Here is a 14,863-nt window from a genome sequence, read left to right on the forward strand (position 1 = left end):
TGGTGGCTTCAGGTGCGGGGGTCCGGTACCTCCAGTTCGGCGAGGGCGCCGCACGGCCCGGGGCCGAACCACTTCGGGCAACTGTCCACGGCTCGCAGCGAGCGCGACCCGGGCACCGGTTCGAAGGTGCGCGACCCGGGGACGCTCTCCGCGAACTCCTGGTGCACCAGGTGGATGGCACGGACCCTGCCCGTGGTCTCGGGCCACTCGCCGCTGTGCCGTTCGACGGTGAGCAGGCCGGCCGTCCGGATCCCCTGCTCGGGCACCGTGTCGGGCTCGTCCACGGGATCGCCGTTCAGCGCGGCCGTGAGCCCGTCGTGCGCCCGCAAGGTCATGATCACGCCCTCATATTCGTCACGCACCAGCTCGACGGGTCCTGTCATCCTGCTCAGCTCGTCGCACCAGTCGCCGCCGAGCACCTCGTCCGCGTCCATGAGCAGCAGCGGCCAGCTCACTTCCTCCCCCACCGAGAACGGTGTGCCACAGCACTCCATCTGCCAGTCCTCGTAGAAGACCCACCATCGCCCCATCCCCCCACCCTCCCCGGAACCAATGCCCGATGGCGAGACGTTTTCCGCGTGAGCCCGGTACGGTCGGGCAGGCCCGAGCACATGCGTATCAGTCCAGCCAGTCCAGGGAGCCCCATGACCACCGCCGCGTCCCGTCGCAGTGACCGGAGGATCAGTCCCGTCTTCGTCGGGATCGCGGCCGTCACGGCGGTGACCGGCTGGGCGACCTGGACCGGTTTCGCCGAGCAGCCCGGCGTGGCCGTGTTCCTCTTCGTCACGGCCGCGTGGATCGTCTCGCTCTGTCTGCACGAGTACGCGCACGCGCGCACCGCCCTGCACAGCGGCGACATCTCGATCGGCGCGAAGGGCTATCTGACCCTGAACCCGCTGAAGTACACGCACGCGCTGCTGAGCATCGTGCTGCCGGTGATCTTCGTGATCATGGGCGGGATCGGTCTGCCGGGCGGCGCGGTCTTCATCGAGCGGGGCCGCATCCAGGGGCGGTGGAAGCACAGCCTGATCTCGGCGGCGGGCCCGCTGACGAACGTGCTGTTCGCGGTGGTCTGCACGGCCCCGTTCTGGCTGCACGCGCTGGACGGGGTGCCGCGGGACTTCCGGTTCGCGCTGGCGTTCCTCGCGCTGCTCCAGGTCACGGCCGCGATCCTGAACTTCCTGCCGGTGCCGGGCCTGGACGGTTACGGAGTGATCGAGCCGTGGCTGTCCTACAACATCAAGCGCCAGGTGGAGCCGTTCGCGCCGTTCGGCCTGCTGTTCGTGTTCGCGCTGCTGTGGGTGCCGTCGGTCAACAGCCAGTTCTTCGACGTGATCGACTCGATCCTGCGCAGCCTCGGCATCAGCGACCTCGACACGTACTGCGGCCAGGAGTTCTACCGCTTCTGGCAGGGCACCAACGAGTACTGCTCGATCAGTCAGTGACGGACTTGCGCTCCGCCCGCTCGCGGCGCAGGTAGTACCAGCTCATGTTGGACGACACCCCCACGACCAGCACCCACACGATCCCGATCCAGCTGCCCTGGAGGAAGGAGATGACCGCCGCGGCCGTGGCGAGCACGCACGCGAAGAGGGCGAGAAGGGAAAGGCGGGGCATGGGGTCGGCTCCTGTCGCGGGGACACTGCAAGCTTGCGCCGACCAGTGTCCCCCATCGACTCGACCGACTCACACGTCGGTGACACGCAGCCCCGCGTGCGCCTTGTAGCGGCGGTTCACGGAGATCAGGTTCGCGACCAGCGACTCCACCTGGTGGGCGTTGCGCAGCCGCCCGGAGAAGACACCGCGCATACCGGGGATGCGGCCGGCCAGCGCCTGCACGATCTCGACATCGGCCCGCTCCTCGCCGAGGACCATGACGTCCGTGTCGATCTCGTCGATCTCCGGGTCCTGGAGCAGAACCGCCGACAGGTGGTGGAAGGCGGCCGTGACCCGCGAGTCCGGCAGCAGGGCGGCGGCCTGTTCGGCGGCGCTGCCCTCCTCGGGCTTCAGCGCGTACGCGCCCTGCTTGTCGAAGCCGAGCGGGTTGACGCAGTCGACGACGAGCTTGCCGGCCAGTTCCTCGCGCAGCGATTCAAGGGTCTTGCCGTGCCCGTCCCACGGTACGGCGACGATCACGATGTCGCTGCGCCGCGCGCACTCGGCGTTGTCGGCGCCCTCGACACCGAGGCCGAGCTCGTCGGCCGCGCTCTGCGCGCGGTCCGCGGCGCGCGAGCCGATGATCACCTTCTGGCCGGCCTTGGCGAGCCGGTAGGCGAGGCCCTTGCCCTGGGGGCCGGTGCCGCCGAGCACGCCGACGACGAGACCGGACACGTCGGGAAGGTCCCACGGGTCCTTGGCGGGGGCCTTCTGTGCACGGTCGGTAGAGGCACTGTCAGTAGAGGTCATGGGCCGACTTTACGTGCGCCGATCGCGGCTGTGGGCCTCAGGTGAGGGCGGTCACGGGGATACGACGGAAGGTGATCGTCTCGTACGCGCCGAAGTCGCCGGTCTCGTAGAGAAGGCCGACGGTCGTGCCGTCGACGCGTACGAGATCGGAGTACGCGGCGGGCAGCCCGTCCAGTGTGTACGCGGTGTGCCAGGTGGTGCCGGCGTCCGGGCTGGTGCGCACGGTCATCAGGGCGCGGAAGGCGGGATCGGCGGGGCCCGAGTACAGGAGCAGGTCGGGGTCGCGGAGCTGGAGGAGGCTGCCCTGGACGACGGGGGTGACGAGCCCGGCCTGCGGGCGGAAGGGTTTGACCAGGCTCTTGCCGCCGTCGAGGGAGTGGGCGTCGGCGCGGTTGCCGGGGGAGACCGAATCGTTGCGGGTGCTGAAGTAGACGCGCCCGTCCGGGAGTTCGGCCGCCGTCGTCTCGTTCACGTTGATGTAGCCGTTGGTGTTCTCGTCGAGGTAGCCGAGATACCAGGTCTCGCCGCGGTCGTCGCTGAGCAGGCAGTGGCCGCTGTTGTACTTCGGCTCGGTGCCGTTGTCCGTCCCGGTGGGCGGGAGGGTGTGGTTGCCGGGGACGACGACCCGGCCGGTGGTCAGCTGGATGGCGTGCCCGGGCGTGGTGGCGTACCACCGCCAACTCGCCTTCTTCACCTGCGCGGTGATCTCCTTCGGGCTCGACCAGGTGAGCCCGTCGTCGTCGCTGTGCTGCACCCAGACACGGCGCCCGTCGGCCGCCTTCACCTTGCCGCGCAGCAGGGCGTCCTCGCTCGCGCCGGCCGCGGCGCGCACGTGTACGAGGAGGACGCGTCCGGTGTCGAGGACGACGGGTGCCGGATTGCCCGCGAGGTTGTCGCCGTTCTTGGCGACGGCCTGGAGCGGGCCCCAGGTGAGGCCGCCGTCCGACGACCGCTTCAGCACGATGTCGATGTTGCCGTGGTCCTGCGCGGAGCCGACCCTGCCCTCGCAGAACGCGAGGAGCGTGCCGGTGTGCGTGACGACGACGGCGGGGATCCGGAAGCTGGCATAGCCTTCGCGGCCGGCGCGGAAGGGGGTGCTCGCTTCTGCCATGGGGGCTCCTGGTGGTTGCTTCCAATGGATCCCTGTGGATTCCTGGGGATTCCGATGGATGGGGCGCGTGTGACCGGTGATCGGTTCCTCTGCCCAGCTTGGACGAATTCGTGGTGAACTCCGGGTCACGAGTGGCCGGTTGCGGCAGGATGCGTTCGTATGGATGCCGTACGGGTGGCGTTGCTGCGCGAAGTGCTTGCCGGGACCGAGTGGTTGGGGGCCACACGGCGGTTCGCCGGGGTGCTGCGCGGGTCCGTGGTGTCGTACGGCGGCGGGTTGCTGCTGGTCGGCACGGAGGAGTACGAGCCGTGGCATCTCGCGGCGCATCTGGTGGACGAGGCGGCATGGTCGGGGACGCCGGAACTGTCGCCGACGTTGGTGCGGCACGGGGCGCGGGCGTCCGATCCGGCCCACTTGGCGGTGGGGCTCGGACGTATCGAGGCGGCCCGGCGTGGGGAAACGTTGCTTGTGGTGTCGCCCGGCTCGGCCGGGGCGGGGCTGTTGGAGCGGGTGCACGACGCCAGGCGGGCTGGGGCGACGGTGCTCGCGGTGTCCGCGTCGTCCGTATCGTCCGCGGGGGGCGGTGAGTTGCCGGCGCTGGCCCATGAGTCGCTCGTCCTGCCGGCCGGTGCCGAGCTGGACCTCGATACCGTGCAGCATCTGGTGAGTGCGGCGGCCGGTGAGAACGCGGTGCCGCATCCGCGGGGGAAGCAGCGTCTACGGGACCGGCTGTCACGACTCGCTGATCAGCTGACGGCTCCGCCGTCGGCGCGGTGGTAGTGGGCGGCGGATTCTTCCCGGCCACCTGCCCGCTCGCCTACCTCCCCACCCACCCGTCTCAGTTACGTTCCCGCCTGCGACGCACCCTCGAAAAGCAGTTGCCCTCGCCCACGGCTCGCCCTGACCATGGCCGGTCATGAGCTCCTCCTCCCGGCTCCGTTCGCTGCTGCCCGATCTGGCCCCCTGGCGGGCCTCCGCCGACTTTCGGCGGCTGTGGGTGGCCGGGCTGATCACCAACTTCGGGAGTTTTCTGACGTTCGTGGCGCTGCCGGTGCAGATGAAGGTGCTGACGGGGTCGGCGGTGGCGGTGGGAGCCATCGGGGCCGTGGAACTGGTGCCGCTGGTGGTGTTCGGGTTGTACGGCGGGGCACTCGCCGACGCCCTGGACAAGCGGAAGCTGATCGTCTACACGGAGGCCGGGCAGGGGGTGCTGTGCGCGGGGCTGCTCGTCAACGCGCTGCTGCCGCACCCAGCGGTGTGGCCGTTGTACGCGGTCGCCGGGCTGTCCGCCGCGCTCGGCGCGGTCCAACGGCCGGCGCTGGACTCGCTCACCCCGCGGATCGTGGCGCACGAGCACCTGCCGGCCGCCGCCTCGCTCAACTCGCTGCGCTGGACGGTGGGCGGCGTCGCGGGCCCGGCGCTCGCGGGCGTTGTGGTGGCGTACGCCGGGCTCGGCTGCGCGTACGCCGTGGACCTGGCGACCTTCGTCGTGTCGGTGGCGCTGGGCCTGGGCATCGCCGCGTCGCCCGCCGCGCACGAGGCCGCGAAGCCGTCGCTGCGGTCCATCGCGGAGGGTGCGCGGTACGCGTGGAGCCGCAAGGAGCTCCTCGGTACGTACGCGATCGACCTCGCGGCGATGTTCTTCGCAATGCCGCTCGCGCTGCTGCCGTTCCTCGCGGACGAGCTCGACGCGGAGTGGTCGCTGGGGCTGATGTACGCGTCGGTCCCGGCCGGGGCGCTGCTCGTGAGCCTCACCAGCGGGTGGACCTCGCGCGTCCACCGGCATGGGCGGATGGTCGCCCTGGCGGCGGCGTGCTGGGGGCTCGCGATGGCGGCGGCGGGGGCTGTGCACAACGTGTGGCTGGTGTTGCTGTTTCTCACCCTCGGCGGCTGCTGCGACATGGTGAGCGGGATCTTCCGGGGCGCCATCTGGGACCAGACGATCCCGGACGAGCTGCGGGGGCGGCTCGCCGGGATCGAGCTGCTGTCCTACTCCGTGGGGCCCACGCTCGGGCAGGTCCGTGCCGGGGGGATGGCGGCGTGGACGAGTGTGCGGACGTCGATCTGGTCAGGGGGGTTGATCTGCGTGGGTGCGGTGGGGGTGCTGGCCGCGTTTCTCCCGAAGCTGATGGCGTATGACGTGCGGACGAACGAGCACGCCGTGCGGATGCGCTCCGCTCGGGTGACGCGGGAGACGCGGGAGACGGTCACGTGACGGGCCGGTGGGGGCGCGCCCGACCTGCTTTCCCACCCGCACCACCCGTAACCGTTGACCGACAGGCGCAGGCCTCCCGACGTCGTTGATCACCATCGGCGCCTGCGGCCCGCCGCCGCCACGCGCCAACCCGTCTCAGTCGTCCTCGGACCCCTGGCCCGCCCCCGGCGCGTCATGCCACTTCGGGTCCGTCTCCCACTCCAGGTTCCGCTCCTGCGCGGTCTGCATCGCGCGTGTCGCCTCCTCGCGGGAGGCGTACGGGCCGAAGCGGTCCTTGCCCGGGCACTCGGGGCCCTCCTCGACCTTCTTGTGCTCCAGGCAGTAGTACCACTCGCCGGGCTTGCCGACGGTCCGCTTCTTGAAGAGGGCCATGAACGGCTCCTTTCGCCACGGACATGGTCCCCCATGCCCGCTGGTTAGACTCGCTGGCATGTCTGGCCAGTCGCTGCTCGTACCAGGGGAGCTCTCTCCCACCCGTCCCGTCCCGGGAAACATCCGGCGTCCCGAGTACGTGGGCAAGCCCGCCCCCACGCCGTACACCGGACCGGAGGTGCAGACGCCCGAGACGGTCGAGGCGATGAGGACCGCCGGGCGGATCGCCGCGCAGGCGATGGCCGAGGCGGCGAAGCTCATCGCGCCGGGTGTGACGACGGACGAGCTGGACCGGGTGGCGCACGACTACATGTGCGACCACGGCGCCTACCCCTCGACCCTCGGCTACCGCGGTTTCCCCAAGTCGCTGTGCACCTCCGTCAACGAGGTCATCTGCCACGGCATCCCGGACTCCACGGTCCTGCGGGACGGCGACATCATCAACCTCGACGTGACGGCGTACATCGGCGGTGTGCACGGCGACAACAACGCCACGTACCTGGTCGGGGACGCCGACGAGGAGTCGAGGCTGCTGGTGGAGCGGACCCGGGAGTCCCTCAACCGTGCCATCAAGGCCGTCAAGCCGGGCCGCCAGATCAACATCATCGGGCGCGTCATCGAGTCGTACGCGAAGCGGTTCGGGTACGGGGTGGTGCGGGACTTCACCGGTCACGGGATCAACTCCTCCTTCCACTCCGGGCTGATCGTTCCCCACTACGACAGCCCGCACGCGACGACCACCATCCAGCCCGGGATGACCTTCACGATCGAGCCGATGCTCACGCTCGGTACGCATGAGTACGACATGTGGGACGACGGGTGGACCGTCGTGACGAAGGACCGGAAGCGGACGGCTCAGTTCGAGCACACGCTGGTCGTCACCGACAGTGGCGCGGAGATCCTGACCCTGCCGTAACCCTGGTTCCCACTGCCCCCGAGCCCGCCCTGTCCACAGGGCGGGCTTTCCCATGTGAGCTTGATCGGGAATCGGGGTACCGTTTTACCGACAGGGTGTCGGGAAGTCATTGACTTAGGTAAGCCTAACCATAGAAGATGGGTTGGATCTCGCCCCTTCCTCTTCGGCTCCGGAGGCCTCATGAACGCGACGGACACGTCGAGCGCCACCTTCTCGACACTCATTCGCACCGCGTCGCACGAGCAGCACGTGGAGGCGGAGACGTCGACGTTCATGAGCGACCTGCTCGGCGGCCGGCTGGGCGTCGAGGCGTACGCGCGGTACACCGAGCAACTGTGGTTCGTGTACGAGGCGTTGGAGGCGGACGTCGAGCGTCTGGCGGCCGATCCACTGGCCGGGCCCTTCATCCAGCCCGAGTTGCTGCGCCGCACCGCCCTGGAGCGCGACCTGGCCCATCTCCGGGGCCCCGACTGGCGCGCGACGCTCACCGCGCTGCCCGCGACCCGGGCGTACGCCGACCGCGTGGCCGAGTGCGCCCGCGAGTGGCCCGGCGGTTATGTCGCCCACCACTACACCCGCTACCTCGGCGACCTCTCCGGCGGCCAGATCATCCGCGGCAAGGCGGAGCAGACCTGGGGTTTCACCCGCAGGGGCGACGGCGTCCGCTTCTACGTCTTCGAGGACATCACCAACCCTGCGGCGTTCAAGCGGGGTTACCGCGAACTGCTGGACGGGGTCCTCGCCGACGACCTGGAGAAGCAGCGGATCATCGCCGAGTGCAAGCGCGCGTTCGCCCTTAACACGGCGGTCTTCGTGGCCCTGGGGGAAGAGTTCCCCTTGAGCGCGTAGGCCTGCCGGCAAGGGGCGGTCGGGGAGTTGTTCGTTTGGCTGCGGACCGGTGGGGGCTGGTCGCGCAGTTCCCCGCGCCCCTAACGGCGCGGGGCTTCGCCCCATCGCCCCCGGCCAGGCCCCGGCTTTTGTCTTTTAGGGGCGCGGGGAACTGCGCGACCAGCCCCCACCGTCCCGCACCCGACACACAACCCCCGGCACCCTCAGCGCTCCAGGTGTACCCGGCCCCCCACCTCGACCCAACCCCCCGGCTGCGGCGCGGTGAGGATCTGCGACCCCATCCCCTGCACAATGTTCAGCGCCCGCCCCAGCTGATGCGTAAGAAGCAGCGCCGCCGCCCCCGTAGCCTCGTCCTCCTCGATCCCGTCGTCCCGCCCGGGAAACGCCCGAGCCCGCACCCGTCCCGCGGCCTCGTCCTCCCAGGCCCAGGCATAGATCCACTCACCAGGCTCGGGAACACCCAGCGCATCGACCTCGGCACCGGACCCGTACCGCCGCAACGTACGCGCCGGCGCCCACTCCGCCCGCGCCTCGATCCAGCTGAATTCCCCGTCCAGCCGCACCCCCACCACCCCGGCAGGAGTGACCAGTTCGGGTACGTCGAGCAGCCACCCCACCCCGACACACGGATGCCCGGCGAACGGCAACCGCAGCGTGGGCGTGTAGATGTCGATGACCCCACGCTCGGGGTCGTCGACGAACACGGTCTCGCTGAACCCGAGCTTCGCGGCGAACATCTGCCGTTCCTCGCGCTCGGGCATCACGGAGCCCTCCCGCACGACACCGAGCTCATTGCCATACCCGCCGCCGGGTCCACAGAAGACCCGCAGCACGTCGTAGTCAGTCACTCCGGCATTCAAACATCACCCGCGCCGCGAGGTCGTCCCAGTCCGCGGGACCGCCGGACAGCGGCCAGGAGCGGGTGAGACCGTGCTCGTACGGCAGCGAGGACATCACCTCGCCGTACGCCCGTTCCAGGGTGGCCCGTTGACGCTCCACGCCGGGTCCGGAACGGGCACGCAACCGCTCCATCCGCTGCTCGTTCCCCGCGGTCACCTCGTCCGCCGTGCGCCGCCAGACATCCTCGTCCGGCGCACGGGCCAACACCACGCACACGGGGTCCCGGCCCTCCGCCAGCGCCGCCACGGCCCGGTCGTGCCCGTCCAGGATCAGCCAGCCGTCGAGGCAGGAGACCCACCACAGGAGTACGGGAGCCTGCGTGCCCTCGCGCGCGTGCTTGCGGTACGCCTTCACGCGGGGCGCGTCGGGCGGTGAGAGCTCGCGCAGCGGGACGACGCCCTGCCAGCCGCCCGCGCACCAGTCGAGATAGCAGGCGGGCCAGTCGCGCGGGAAGTCGCCGGACCAGACGTACGGCGGGAACGTCCGCGCCTCGCTCAGCAGCCAGCGCCCGTCGTGCAGCGGGCCGTCCGCCGACTCCTCCAGCCAACCGGCATACAAGTGCACCCAGTTGCCCGCGGACCGCGTCAGGGCCGAGCGGATGGGCGGCAGCGGGGAGCGGTAGCCGTCGAGGCGGTGCACGAAGAGGCCCTCGTAGGAGAGGTTGCCGTCGGGTCCGCGGTCGATCCGGCCGAGGAGCAGCGGGCGCCCGCCCTGGCGGAGCAGCAGCCGGCCCCCGTCCGCCGACTCGAACCGCAACGGCGGCGGACCGGGGCGACCGGTCACCTCCAGCACGAGGCCACCCGCCCCCAGCAGTTCCCTCTTCATGGAGAAGAGTGTCGGGGACGGGCGGCCTCGGGCCCACTCGATTACCGGGTGAGCCCGACTGCTACGACCGGGTGGGCCCGACCGCTACGCGCCCTCGGTGCGCCGCCTGCGCATCGCGTACACCACGCCCGCGCCCGCCGTGCCGACCGCTCCGGCCGGCACCGACGAACCCGCGGCGGACTGGACGGCGCCCGAACTCGCCCTGCGCCGGGCCGTGCTGTCCCCGTCCGCGACCCTCTCCTTTCCGTTCACGGTCGAGGAGGTCGTACGGATGGGCCGCGCGCCCTGGGCGGGCACAGGCGGGGAGGACGACGACGCGGCCGTCGCGCAGGCCATGGCGGCCACGGAGGTCACCGGGTTCGCGGCCCGCCCCTTCTCCGCGCTCAGTGGTGGGGAGCGGGCCCGGGTCGCGCTCGCCCGGGTACTCGCTCAGCGCGCCCCGCTGCTGCTGCTCGACGAACCGACCGCCGCACTCGACCTCAGACACCAGGAGTTGGTGCTGCGCGTGTGCCGGGAAAGGGCGCGCGCCGGGGACGCGGTGGTCGTGGTGCTGCACGATCTGGGGCTCGCGAGCGCGTACGCGCGCCGGGTGGCGATTCTGTGCGCCGGTCGTGTCGCGGCCGACGGTCCGCCGGGCGACGTCCTCACCGGTGACTTGCTGAGTGACGTCTATCGGCAGTCTGTGGAGGTGTTCCCGCACCCCAGGACCGGTGCTGCCCTGATCACTCCGAAGCGGGACTCTTGACCCGCGCTTGACCTTTTCATGGGGTGCGTTTTGAGCCGCCGTGATCAAGCCGTTCCTATGCGGCGACCGTGAGAGCTGAATCACCGGACGGGTGGGTATCAGTGAGGCAAGCCTCAGATAAGTTAGGCCAGCCTCACCATCCCCGCTCGGGCCCCACCGTGCGGATTGTCCGATTCTTCTCTTGGAGCCTGAATGCGAGCCGTCCGACTCTCAGTTGTCACCGCTGCCGCCACCGCGGCCGCTCTGACCGCCGTCACGGGCTGCACCGAGAAGAGCGACGCCAAGAACGGCGACGCGATCAAGGTGACCGCCGCCGACTCCAAATGCACGACCTCGTCGAAGTCGGTCCCGGCCGGCCAGGTCACCCTGCAGATCGAGAACAAGGGCTCGAAGGCCACCGAGGTCGAGATCCTCTTCCCGGACGACCGGATCGTCTCCGAGAAGGAGAACATCGGCCCGGGCACCAAGTACACGCTGACCGCCGAGGTGAAGGCCGGTTCGTACGAGATCGCCTGCCGCCCCGGCATGAAGGGCCTCGGCGTCCGCCAGAAGCTCACGGTCACCGGCGGCAAGGTCGCCAAGCGCGACCCGCGCCTCGACAAGGCCGTCGCCGCCTACCGCGAGTACGCGCAGGAGCAGGCCGACGCCACGCTGCCCAAGGCCGAGGCGTTCGCCAAGGCCATCAAGGCCGGCGACATCGAGGCCGCGAAGAAGAAGTTCGCGGACTCGCGCCTGGGCTGGGAGCGCACCGAGCCCGTCGCGGAGTCCTTCGGTGACATCGACCCGAAGGTCGACGTGCGCGCGGACGGCCTGGAGGAGGGCCAGGATCCGGCCACCGACTGGACCGGCTGGCACCGCCTGGAGAAGTCCCTCTGGCAGGACAAGAAGATCGGCGACCGCGAGAAGGAGCTCGCCGACCAGCTGGTGAAGGACCTGACCGACTGGCAGAAGCGCGTCGGCAAGGCCGTGATCACCCCGACCTCCATGGCCAACGGCGCCAAGGAACTCCTCGACGAGGTCGCCACCGGCAAGGTCACCGGCGAGGAGGACCGCTACTCGCACACCGACCTGAGCGACTTCAAGGGCAACGTCGAGGGCGCACAGAAGGCGTACGAGCTACTGAAGCCGGTCGCCAAGGAGAACGACGCGGCGCTGACGACCGAGCTGGACAAGCAGTTCACGGCGCTGAACACGCTGCTGGACAAGTACCGCACGGACAAGACCTCGTACGACTTCATCTCGTACGACAAGGTCGGCAAGGCCGACCAGAAGGAGCTCTCGGACGCGGTCAACGCGCTCGCCGAGCCCCTGTCCAAGCTCGCCGCCGCCGTCGTGAAGTAGGAGCCGCACCATGACGGACAACACGGACACCACGAGCACCACGAGCACCACTGAAGCCACGGAAGCCTCGGGAGCCGCGGAGGCCGCCACCGGCGCCTCTCCCTCCCGGCGTTCGCTGATCGGCTGGGGCGGTGCCGGGCTCGCGCTCGGTGCCGCCGCGGCCGGCGGCGCGGTGGCGATGACCCGTACCGGCAACGATGTGGACCCGACCGCCGCCGAAGCCGGCGCCGCGGTCGCCTTCCACGGCGCGAACCAGGCGGGCATCGCGACCCCGGTGCAGGACCGGCTGCACTTCGCCGCGTTCGACGTGAAGACGGACGACCGCGCCGAGTTCGTGGAGATGCTGAAGGAGTGGACGGCCGCCGCGCGCCGGATGACCGGCGGGCACACCGTCGGCGAGGGCGCGTACGGCGGTCTCGCCGAGGCGGCGCCGGACGACACCGGCGAGGCGCTGGGCCTCAAGCCCTCGCGGCTGACGCTGACGATCGGCTTCGGACCCTCCCTGTTCGAGAAGTTCGGGCTGAAGGACCAGCGGCCCGAGGCCCTGGTCGATCTGCCGAAGTTCCCGGGTGACGCCCTGGAGAAGGCGCGCAGCAACGGCGATCTGTGCATCCAGGCGTGCGCGGACGACCCGCAGGTCGCGGTGCACGCGATCCGCAACCTCGCCCGGATCGGCTTCGGCAAGGTCGCCATCCGCTGGTCGCAGCTGGGCTTCGGCAAGACCTCGTCGACGACACCGGACGCGCAGACCCCGCGCAACCTGATGGGCTTCAAGGACGGCACCCGCAACATCGCGGGCACCGAGACGGACCGCCTGAAGAAGTTCGTGTGGGTGGGCGAGAAGGACGGTCCCGACTGGATGACCGGCGGCTCGTATCTCGTCGCCCGCCGCATCCGGATGCACATCGAGACGTGGGACCGGACCTCGCTCCAGGAGCAGGAGGACATCTTCGGCCGCGACAAGGGCGAGGGTGCCCCGGTCGGCAAGGCCAAGGAGCACGACAAGCCGTTCCTGAAGGCGATGAAGCCCGACGCGCACGTGCGGCTCGCGCACCCCGACTCCAACGACGGGATCACGATCCTGCGCCGCGGCTACTCCTTCACGGACGGCACCGACGGTCTCGGCCGCCTGGAGGCGGGCCTGTTCTTCCTCGCCTACCAGCGTGACGTCCGCAAGGGCTTCATCCCGGTGCAGCGCAGCCTGTCGCGCACCGACGCGCTCAACGAGTACATCCAGCACGTGAGTTCGGCGGTCTTCGCCGTCCCGCCCGGCGTCCGCGACAAGGACGACTGGTGGGGCCGCGCGCTGTTCTCCAAGGAGGCGTAGCCCGTGTTCAGCAACTATCTGATCGGCCTGCGCGAGGGACTGGAAGCCAGCCTCGTCGTCTGCATCCTCATCGCCTATCTGGTGAAGACGGACCGCAAGGACGCCCTGAAGCCGATCTGGATCGGCATCGCCGTCGCGATCACCGTGGCGCTCGGCTTCGGCTGCGCGCTGGAGTTCGGCTCCCAGGAGATGACGTTCAAGGCGCAGGAGGCGCTCGGCGGTTCGCTGTCGATCCTCGCCGTGGGCCTGGTGACGTGGATGGTCTTCTGGATGCGGCGCACGGCCCGCCATCTGAAGTCCGAGCTGCACGGCAAGCTGGACGCGGCCCTGGCGATGGGCACGGGCGCGCTGGTCGCGACCGCGTTCCTCGCCGTCGGCCGTGAGGGCCTGGAGACCGCGCTGTTCGTTTGGGCGTCGGTGCACGCGGCGAGCGACGGCACGCCCCGCCCGCTGATCGGCGTCGCCCTCGGTCTCGCCACCGCGGTGTTCCTCGGCTGGCTCTTCTACCGCGGCGCGCTGAAGATCAACCTCGCCAAGTTCTTCACCTGGACCGGCGGCATGCTGGTCGTCGTCGCCGCGGGCGTGCTCGCGTACGGCGTCCACGACCTCCAGGAGGCCGACTTCATCCCCGGCCTGACGAACCTGGCCTTCGACATCAGCAACACCATCGATCCGACGAGTTGGTACGGCACCCTCCTGAAGGGCGTCTTCAACTTCCAGCCCGACCCGACCGTCCTCCAGGTCACGGTGTGGGCGCTGTACCTGGTCCCGACACTCGCGATCTTCCTCGCCCCGGTAGGGTTCGCCTCCGGGAAGGGGAAGGTGAAGGCACCTGATGAGCACGGATCGCGCGGGTCGCAGCCCACGAAGGCTTCGTAGTCTCAACCAATTCGCCCTGGCAACGGGGGCGGTGACCGTTCTGTCATTGACGGCGAGCGGCTGCGTGGTGGTGCACGGCGAGCGGGAGATCGTGCCGGCGGCGACACGGGCGGAGGCCGCCCGCGCGCTCAAGGACTTCACCACCGCGTACAACAAGGCGGACAAGGAGTACGACCGTTCGCTGGACGCGGACCGGGTCACCGGGCCGCTCGCCGACATCGACGGCGCCAAGCTGAAGGCCGGGCACAAGAACAACCCGGGCGGCAATCCGGCGCCTTCGCCGCTGACGTTCAGCGACGCGAAGTTCGTGATACCCGAGAAGGCGGCCTGGCCGCGCTGGTTCGTTGCCGACACGGCCGCCAACAAGGGTGTGCCGGGCAGCCGTTGGCTGCTCGTCTTCACCCGCGGTGACGCCAACGACGTATGGCAGGTCTCGTACCTGACCGTCCTCGCCGCCGACGACGTACCGAAGTTCAAGACGGACGAGAACGGCTACGCCCAGCCGGTCACCGCGGACGACGCGGCCCTGGCGATCGAGCCGGAGAAGCTGAGCCAGTCGTACGCGACGTATCTGAAGGCCGGCGGTGACACCTTCGCCGCGGGCACGCACACCTCGCAGTGGCGGGCCCAGCGCAAGAAGTTCGCCAGCAAGCCCGGTCTCGCCCGGCAGTACATCGACGAGCCGCTGACCTCGGGCGACTACGCCCCGGTGGGCCTGCGCACCGCGGACGGCGGGGCGCTGGTGTTCTTCACCACGCACCGCTACGAGAAGCAGACCGCCGCGGCGGGCACCGAGATCCCCGCACCCACCGCGGACGTGCAGGCCCTGACGACCGGCGAGATCAAGCAGTCCCTCACCCTGGAGTTCGTCTCCAACCAGGCGGCCCTGGACCCGGCGAAGAGTTCGGGGAGCCAGGGAGTGTCGATCCTGGGGCGGATCGAGGGGCTGACGGGCGCGAAGGGCGAATAGCGGCAGG

Annotated in this window: 17 protein-coding genes; 10 read left to right on the forward strand and 7 right to left on the reverse strand. The window is 70.1% G+C overall.

Annotated elements, in window-relative coordinates:
* Positions 1-8: 8 nt before the first annotated feature.
* Complete coding sequence (locus OG975_RS13750; protein WP_406329389.1) at positions 9-530, reverse strand: DUF6578 domain-containing protein; 522 nt, start codon at positions 528-530, stop codon at positions 9-11.
* 114 nt (positions 531-644) lie between these two features.
* On the opposite strand from OG975_RS13750, the gene OG975_RS13755 reads away from it, so the two are divergent.
* Entirely contained in the window at positions 645-1,445 is an 801-nt protein-coding gene (locus tag OG975_RS13755; protein WP_406329390.1) for a site-2 protease family protein, read from the forward strand.
* Here the strand turns inward: OG975_RS13755 and OG975_RS13760 are convergent.
* The 3 genes from OG975_RS13760 to OG975_RS13770 form a co-directional block, all read right to left on the reverse strand.
* Positions 1,435-1,617, reverse strand: a complete 183-nt coding sequence (locus tag OG975_RS13760; RefSeq protein WP_369258257.1) for a hypothetical protein — start codon at positions 1,615-1,617, stop codon at positions 1,435-1,437. The two genes, OG975_RS13755 and OG975_RS13760, sit on opposite strands and share 11 nt — an antisense overlap.
* A gap of 69 nt (positions 1,618-1,686) precedes the next feature.
* Positions 1,687-2,406, reverse strand: coding sequence for an NADPH-dependent F420 reductase (npdG, locus tag OG975_RS13765; RefSeq protein ID WP_327428225.1), 720 nt, complete (start codon positions 2,404-2,406; stop codon positions 1,687-1,689).
* 37 nt (positions 2,407-2,443) lie between these two features.
* Positions 2,444-3,517 (reverse strand): exo-alpha-sialidase, encoded by a 1,074-nt coding sequence (locus tag OG975_RS13770; protein ID WP_406329391.1) that lies wholly within the window; start codon positions 3,515-3,517, stop codon positions 2,444-2,446.
* A gap of 159 nt (positions 3,518-3,676) precedes the next feature.
* Here OG975_RS13770 and OG975_RS13775 point away from each other — a divergent pair, with 159 nt between their 5' ends.
* Entirely contained in the window at positions 3,677-4,297 is a 621-nt protein-coding gene (locus tag OG975_RS13775; protein WP_406329392.1) for a hypothetical protein, read from the forward strand.
* Between the two features lie 136 nt (positions 4,298-4,433).
* On the forward strand, positions 4,434-5,732 hold the full coding sequence (locus OG975_RS13780; protein WP_406329393.1) for an MFS transporter: 1,299 nt from the start codon (positions 4,434-4,436) through the stop codon (positions 5,730-5,732).
* Positions 5,733-5,867: 135 nt separating this feature from the next.
* Here the strand turns inward: OG975_RS13780 and OG975_RS13785 are convergent, their stop codons facing one another.
* Positions 5,868-6,104, reverse strand: a complete 237-nt coding sequence (locus tag OG975_RS13785; protein WP_406329395.1) for a hypothetical protein — start codon at positions 6,102-6,104, stop codon at positions 5,868-5,870.
* Between the two features lie 58 nt (positions 6,105-6,162).
* Here OG975_RS13785 and map point away from each other — a divergent pair, with 58 nt between their 5' ends.
* Positions 6,163-7,020, forward strand: coding sequence for a type I methionyl aminopeptidase (gene map / locus OG975_RS13790; protein ID WP_406329397.1), 858 nt, complete (start codon positions 6,163-6,165; stop codon positions 7,018-7,020).
* 180 nt (positions 7,021-7,200) lie between these two features.
* Positions 7,201-7,869, forward strand: a complete 669-nt coding sequence (locus OG975_RS13795; RefSeq protein WP_406329399.1) for a heme oxygenase (biliverdin-producing) — start codon at positions 7,201-7,203, stop codon at positions 7,867-7,869.
* 203 nt (positions 7,870-8,072) lie between these two features.
* Here the strand turns inward: OG975_RS13795 and OG975_RS13800 are convergent, their stop codons facing one another.
* Both OG975_RS13800 and OG975_RS13805 read right to left on the reverse strand, forming a co-directional pair.
* Positions 8,073-8,717, reverse strand: coding sequence for a PhzF family phenazine biosynthesis protein (locus OG975_RS13800; RefSeq protein WP_406329400.1), 645 nt, complete (start codon positions 8,715-8,717; stop codon positions 8,073-8,075).
* Positions 8,710-9,594: a hypothetical protein gene (locus OG975_RS13805; protein WP_406329402.1), complete on the reverse strand. Its 885-nt coding sequence runs from the start codon at positions 9,592-9,594 to the stop codon at positions 8,710-8,712. The genes OG975_RS13800 and OG975_RS13805 overlap by 8 nt, the downstream gene beginning before the upstream one ends.
* A gap of 139 nt (positions 9,595-9,733) precedes the next feature.
* Between OG975_RS13805 and OG975_RS13810 the strand changes: the two genes are divergently transcribed.
* From OG975_RS13810 to OG975_RS13830, 5 genes are all read left to right on the forward strand, one after another.
* A complete protein-coding gene (locus OG975_RS13810; protein WP_406336258.1) occupies positions 9,734-10,339 on the forward strand; it encodes an ATP-binding cassette domain-containing protein in 606 nt (201 codons plus the stop codon).
* Positions 10,340-10,531: 192 nt separating this feature from the next.
* Positions 10,532-11,680: an iron uptake system protein EfeO gene (efeO, locus tag OG975_RS13815; RefSeq protein WP_406329403.1), complete on the forward strand. Its 1,149-nt coding sequence runs from the start codon at positions 10,532-10,534 to the stop codon at positions 11,678-11,680.
* A 10-nt stretch (positions 11,681-11,690) separates the two neighbouring features.
* Positions 11,691-13,007 (forward strand): iron uptake transporter deferrochelatase/peroxidase subunit, encoded by a 1,317-nt coding sequence (gene efeB, locus OG975_RS13820; RefSeq protein WP_406329404.1) that lies wholly within the window; start codon positions 11,691-11,693, stop codon positions 13,005-13,007.
* Positions 13,008-13,010: 3 nt separating this feature from the next.
* Complete coding sequence (gene efeU, locus OG975_RS13825) at positions 13,011-13,886, forward strand: iron uptake transporter permease EfeU (protein WP_406329406.1); 876 nt, start codon at positions 13,011-13,013, stop codon at positions 13,884-13,886.
* Entirely contained in the window at positions 13,843-14,856 is a 1,014-nt protein-coding gene (locus OG975_RS13830; protein ID WP_406329407.1) for a hypothetical protein, read from the forward strand. The genes efeU and OG975_RS13830 overlap by 44 nt, the downstream gene beginning before the upstream one ends.
* Positions 14,857-14,863 lie beyond the last annotated feature (7 nt).

The organism is Streptomyces sp. NBC_00203 (assembly GCF_045206325.1).
Lineage (GTDB): Bacteria > Actinomycetota > Actinomycetes > Streptomycetales > Streptomycetaceae > Streptomyces > Streptomyces lutosisoli.

Coding starts and splice junctions, on each gene's coding strand:
- OG975_RS13750 (WP_406329389.1), bottom strand. CDS start 530: ATGGGGCGATGGTGGGTCTTCTACGAGGACTGGCAGATGGAGTGCTGT.
- OG975_RS13755 (WP_406329390.1), top strand. CDS start 645: ATGACCACCGCCGCGTCCCGTCGCAGTGACCGGAGGATCAGTCCCGTC.
- OG975_RS13760 (WP_369258257.1), bottom strand. CDS start 1,617: ATGCCCCGCCTTTCCCTTCTCGCCCTCTTCGCGTGCGTGCTCGCCACG.
- npdG (WP_327428225.1), bottom strand. CDS start 2,406: ATGACCTCTACTGACAGTGCCTCTACCGACCGTGCACAGAAGGCCCCC.
- OG975_RS13770 (WP_406329391.1), bottom strand. CDS start 3,517: ATGGCAGAAGCGAGCACCCCCTTCCGCGCCGGCCGCGAAGGCTATGCC.
- OG975_RS13775 (WP_406329392.1), top strand. CDS start 3,677: ATGGATGCCGTACGGGTGGCGTTGCTGCGCGAAGTGCTTGCCGGGACC.
- OG975_RS13780 (WP_406329393.1), top strand. CDS start 4,434: ATGAGCTCCTCCTCCCGGCTCCGTTCGCTGCTGCCCGATCTGGCCCCC.
- OG975_RS13785 (WP_406329395.1), bottom strand. CDS start 6,104: ATGGCCCTCTTCAAGAAGCGGACCGTCGGCAAGCCCGGCGAGTGGTAC.
- map (WP_406329397.1), top strand. CDS start 6,163: ATGTCTGGCCAGTCGCTGCTCGTACCAGGGGAGCTCTCTCCCACCCGT.
- OG975_RS13795 (WP_406329399.1), top strand. CDS start 7,201: ATGAACGCGACGGACACGTCGAGCGCCACCTTCTCGACACTCATTCGC.
- OG975_RS13805 (WP_406329402.1), bottom strand. CDS start 9,594: ATGAAGAGGGAACTGCTGGGGGCGGGTGGCCTCGTGCTGGAGGTGACC.
- efeO (WP_406329403.1), top strand. CDS start 10,532: ATGCGAGCCGTCCGACTCTCAGTTGTCACCGCTGCCGCCACCGCGGCC.
- efeB (WP_406329404.1), top strand. CDS start 11,691: ATGACGGACAACACGGACACCACGAGCACCACGAGCACCACTGAAGCC.
- OG975_RS13830 (WP_406329407.1), top strand. CDS start 13,843: ATGAGCACGGATCGCGCGGGTCGCAGCCCACGAAGGCTTCGTAGTCTC.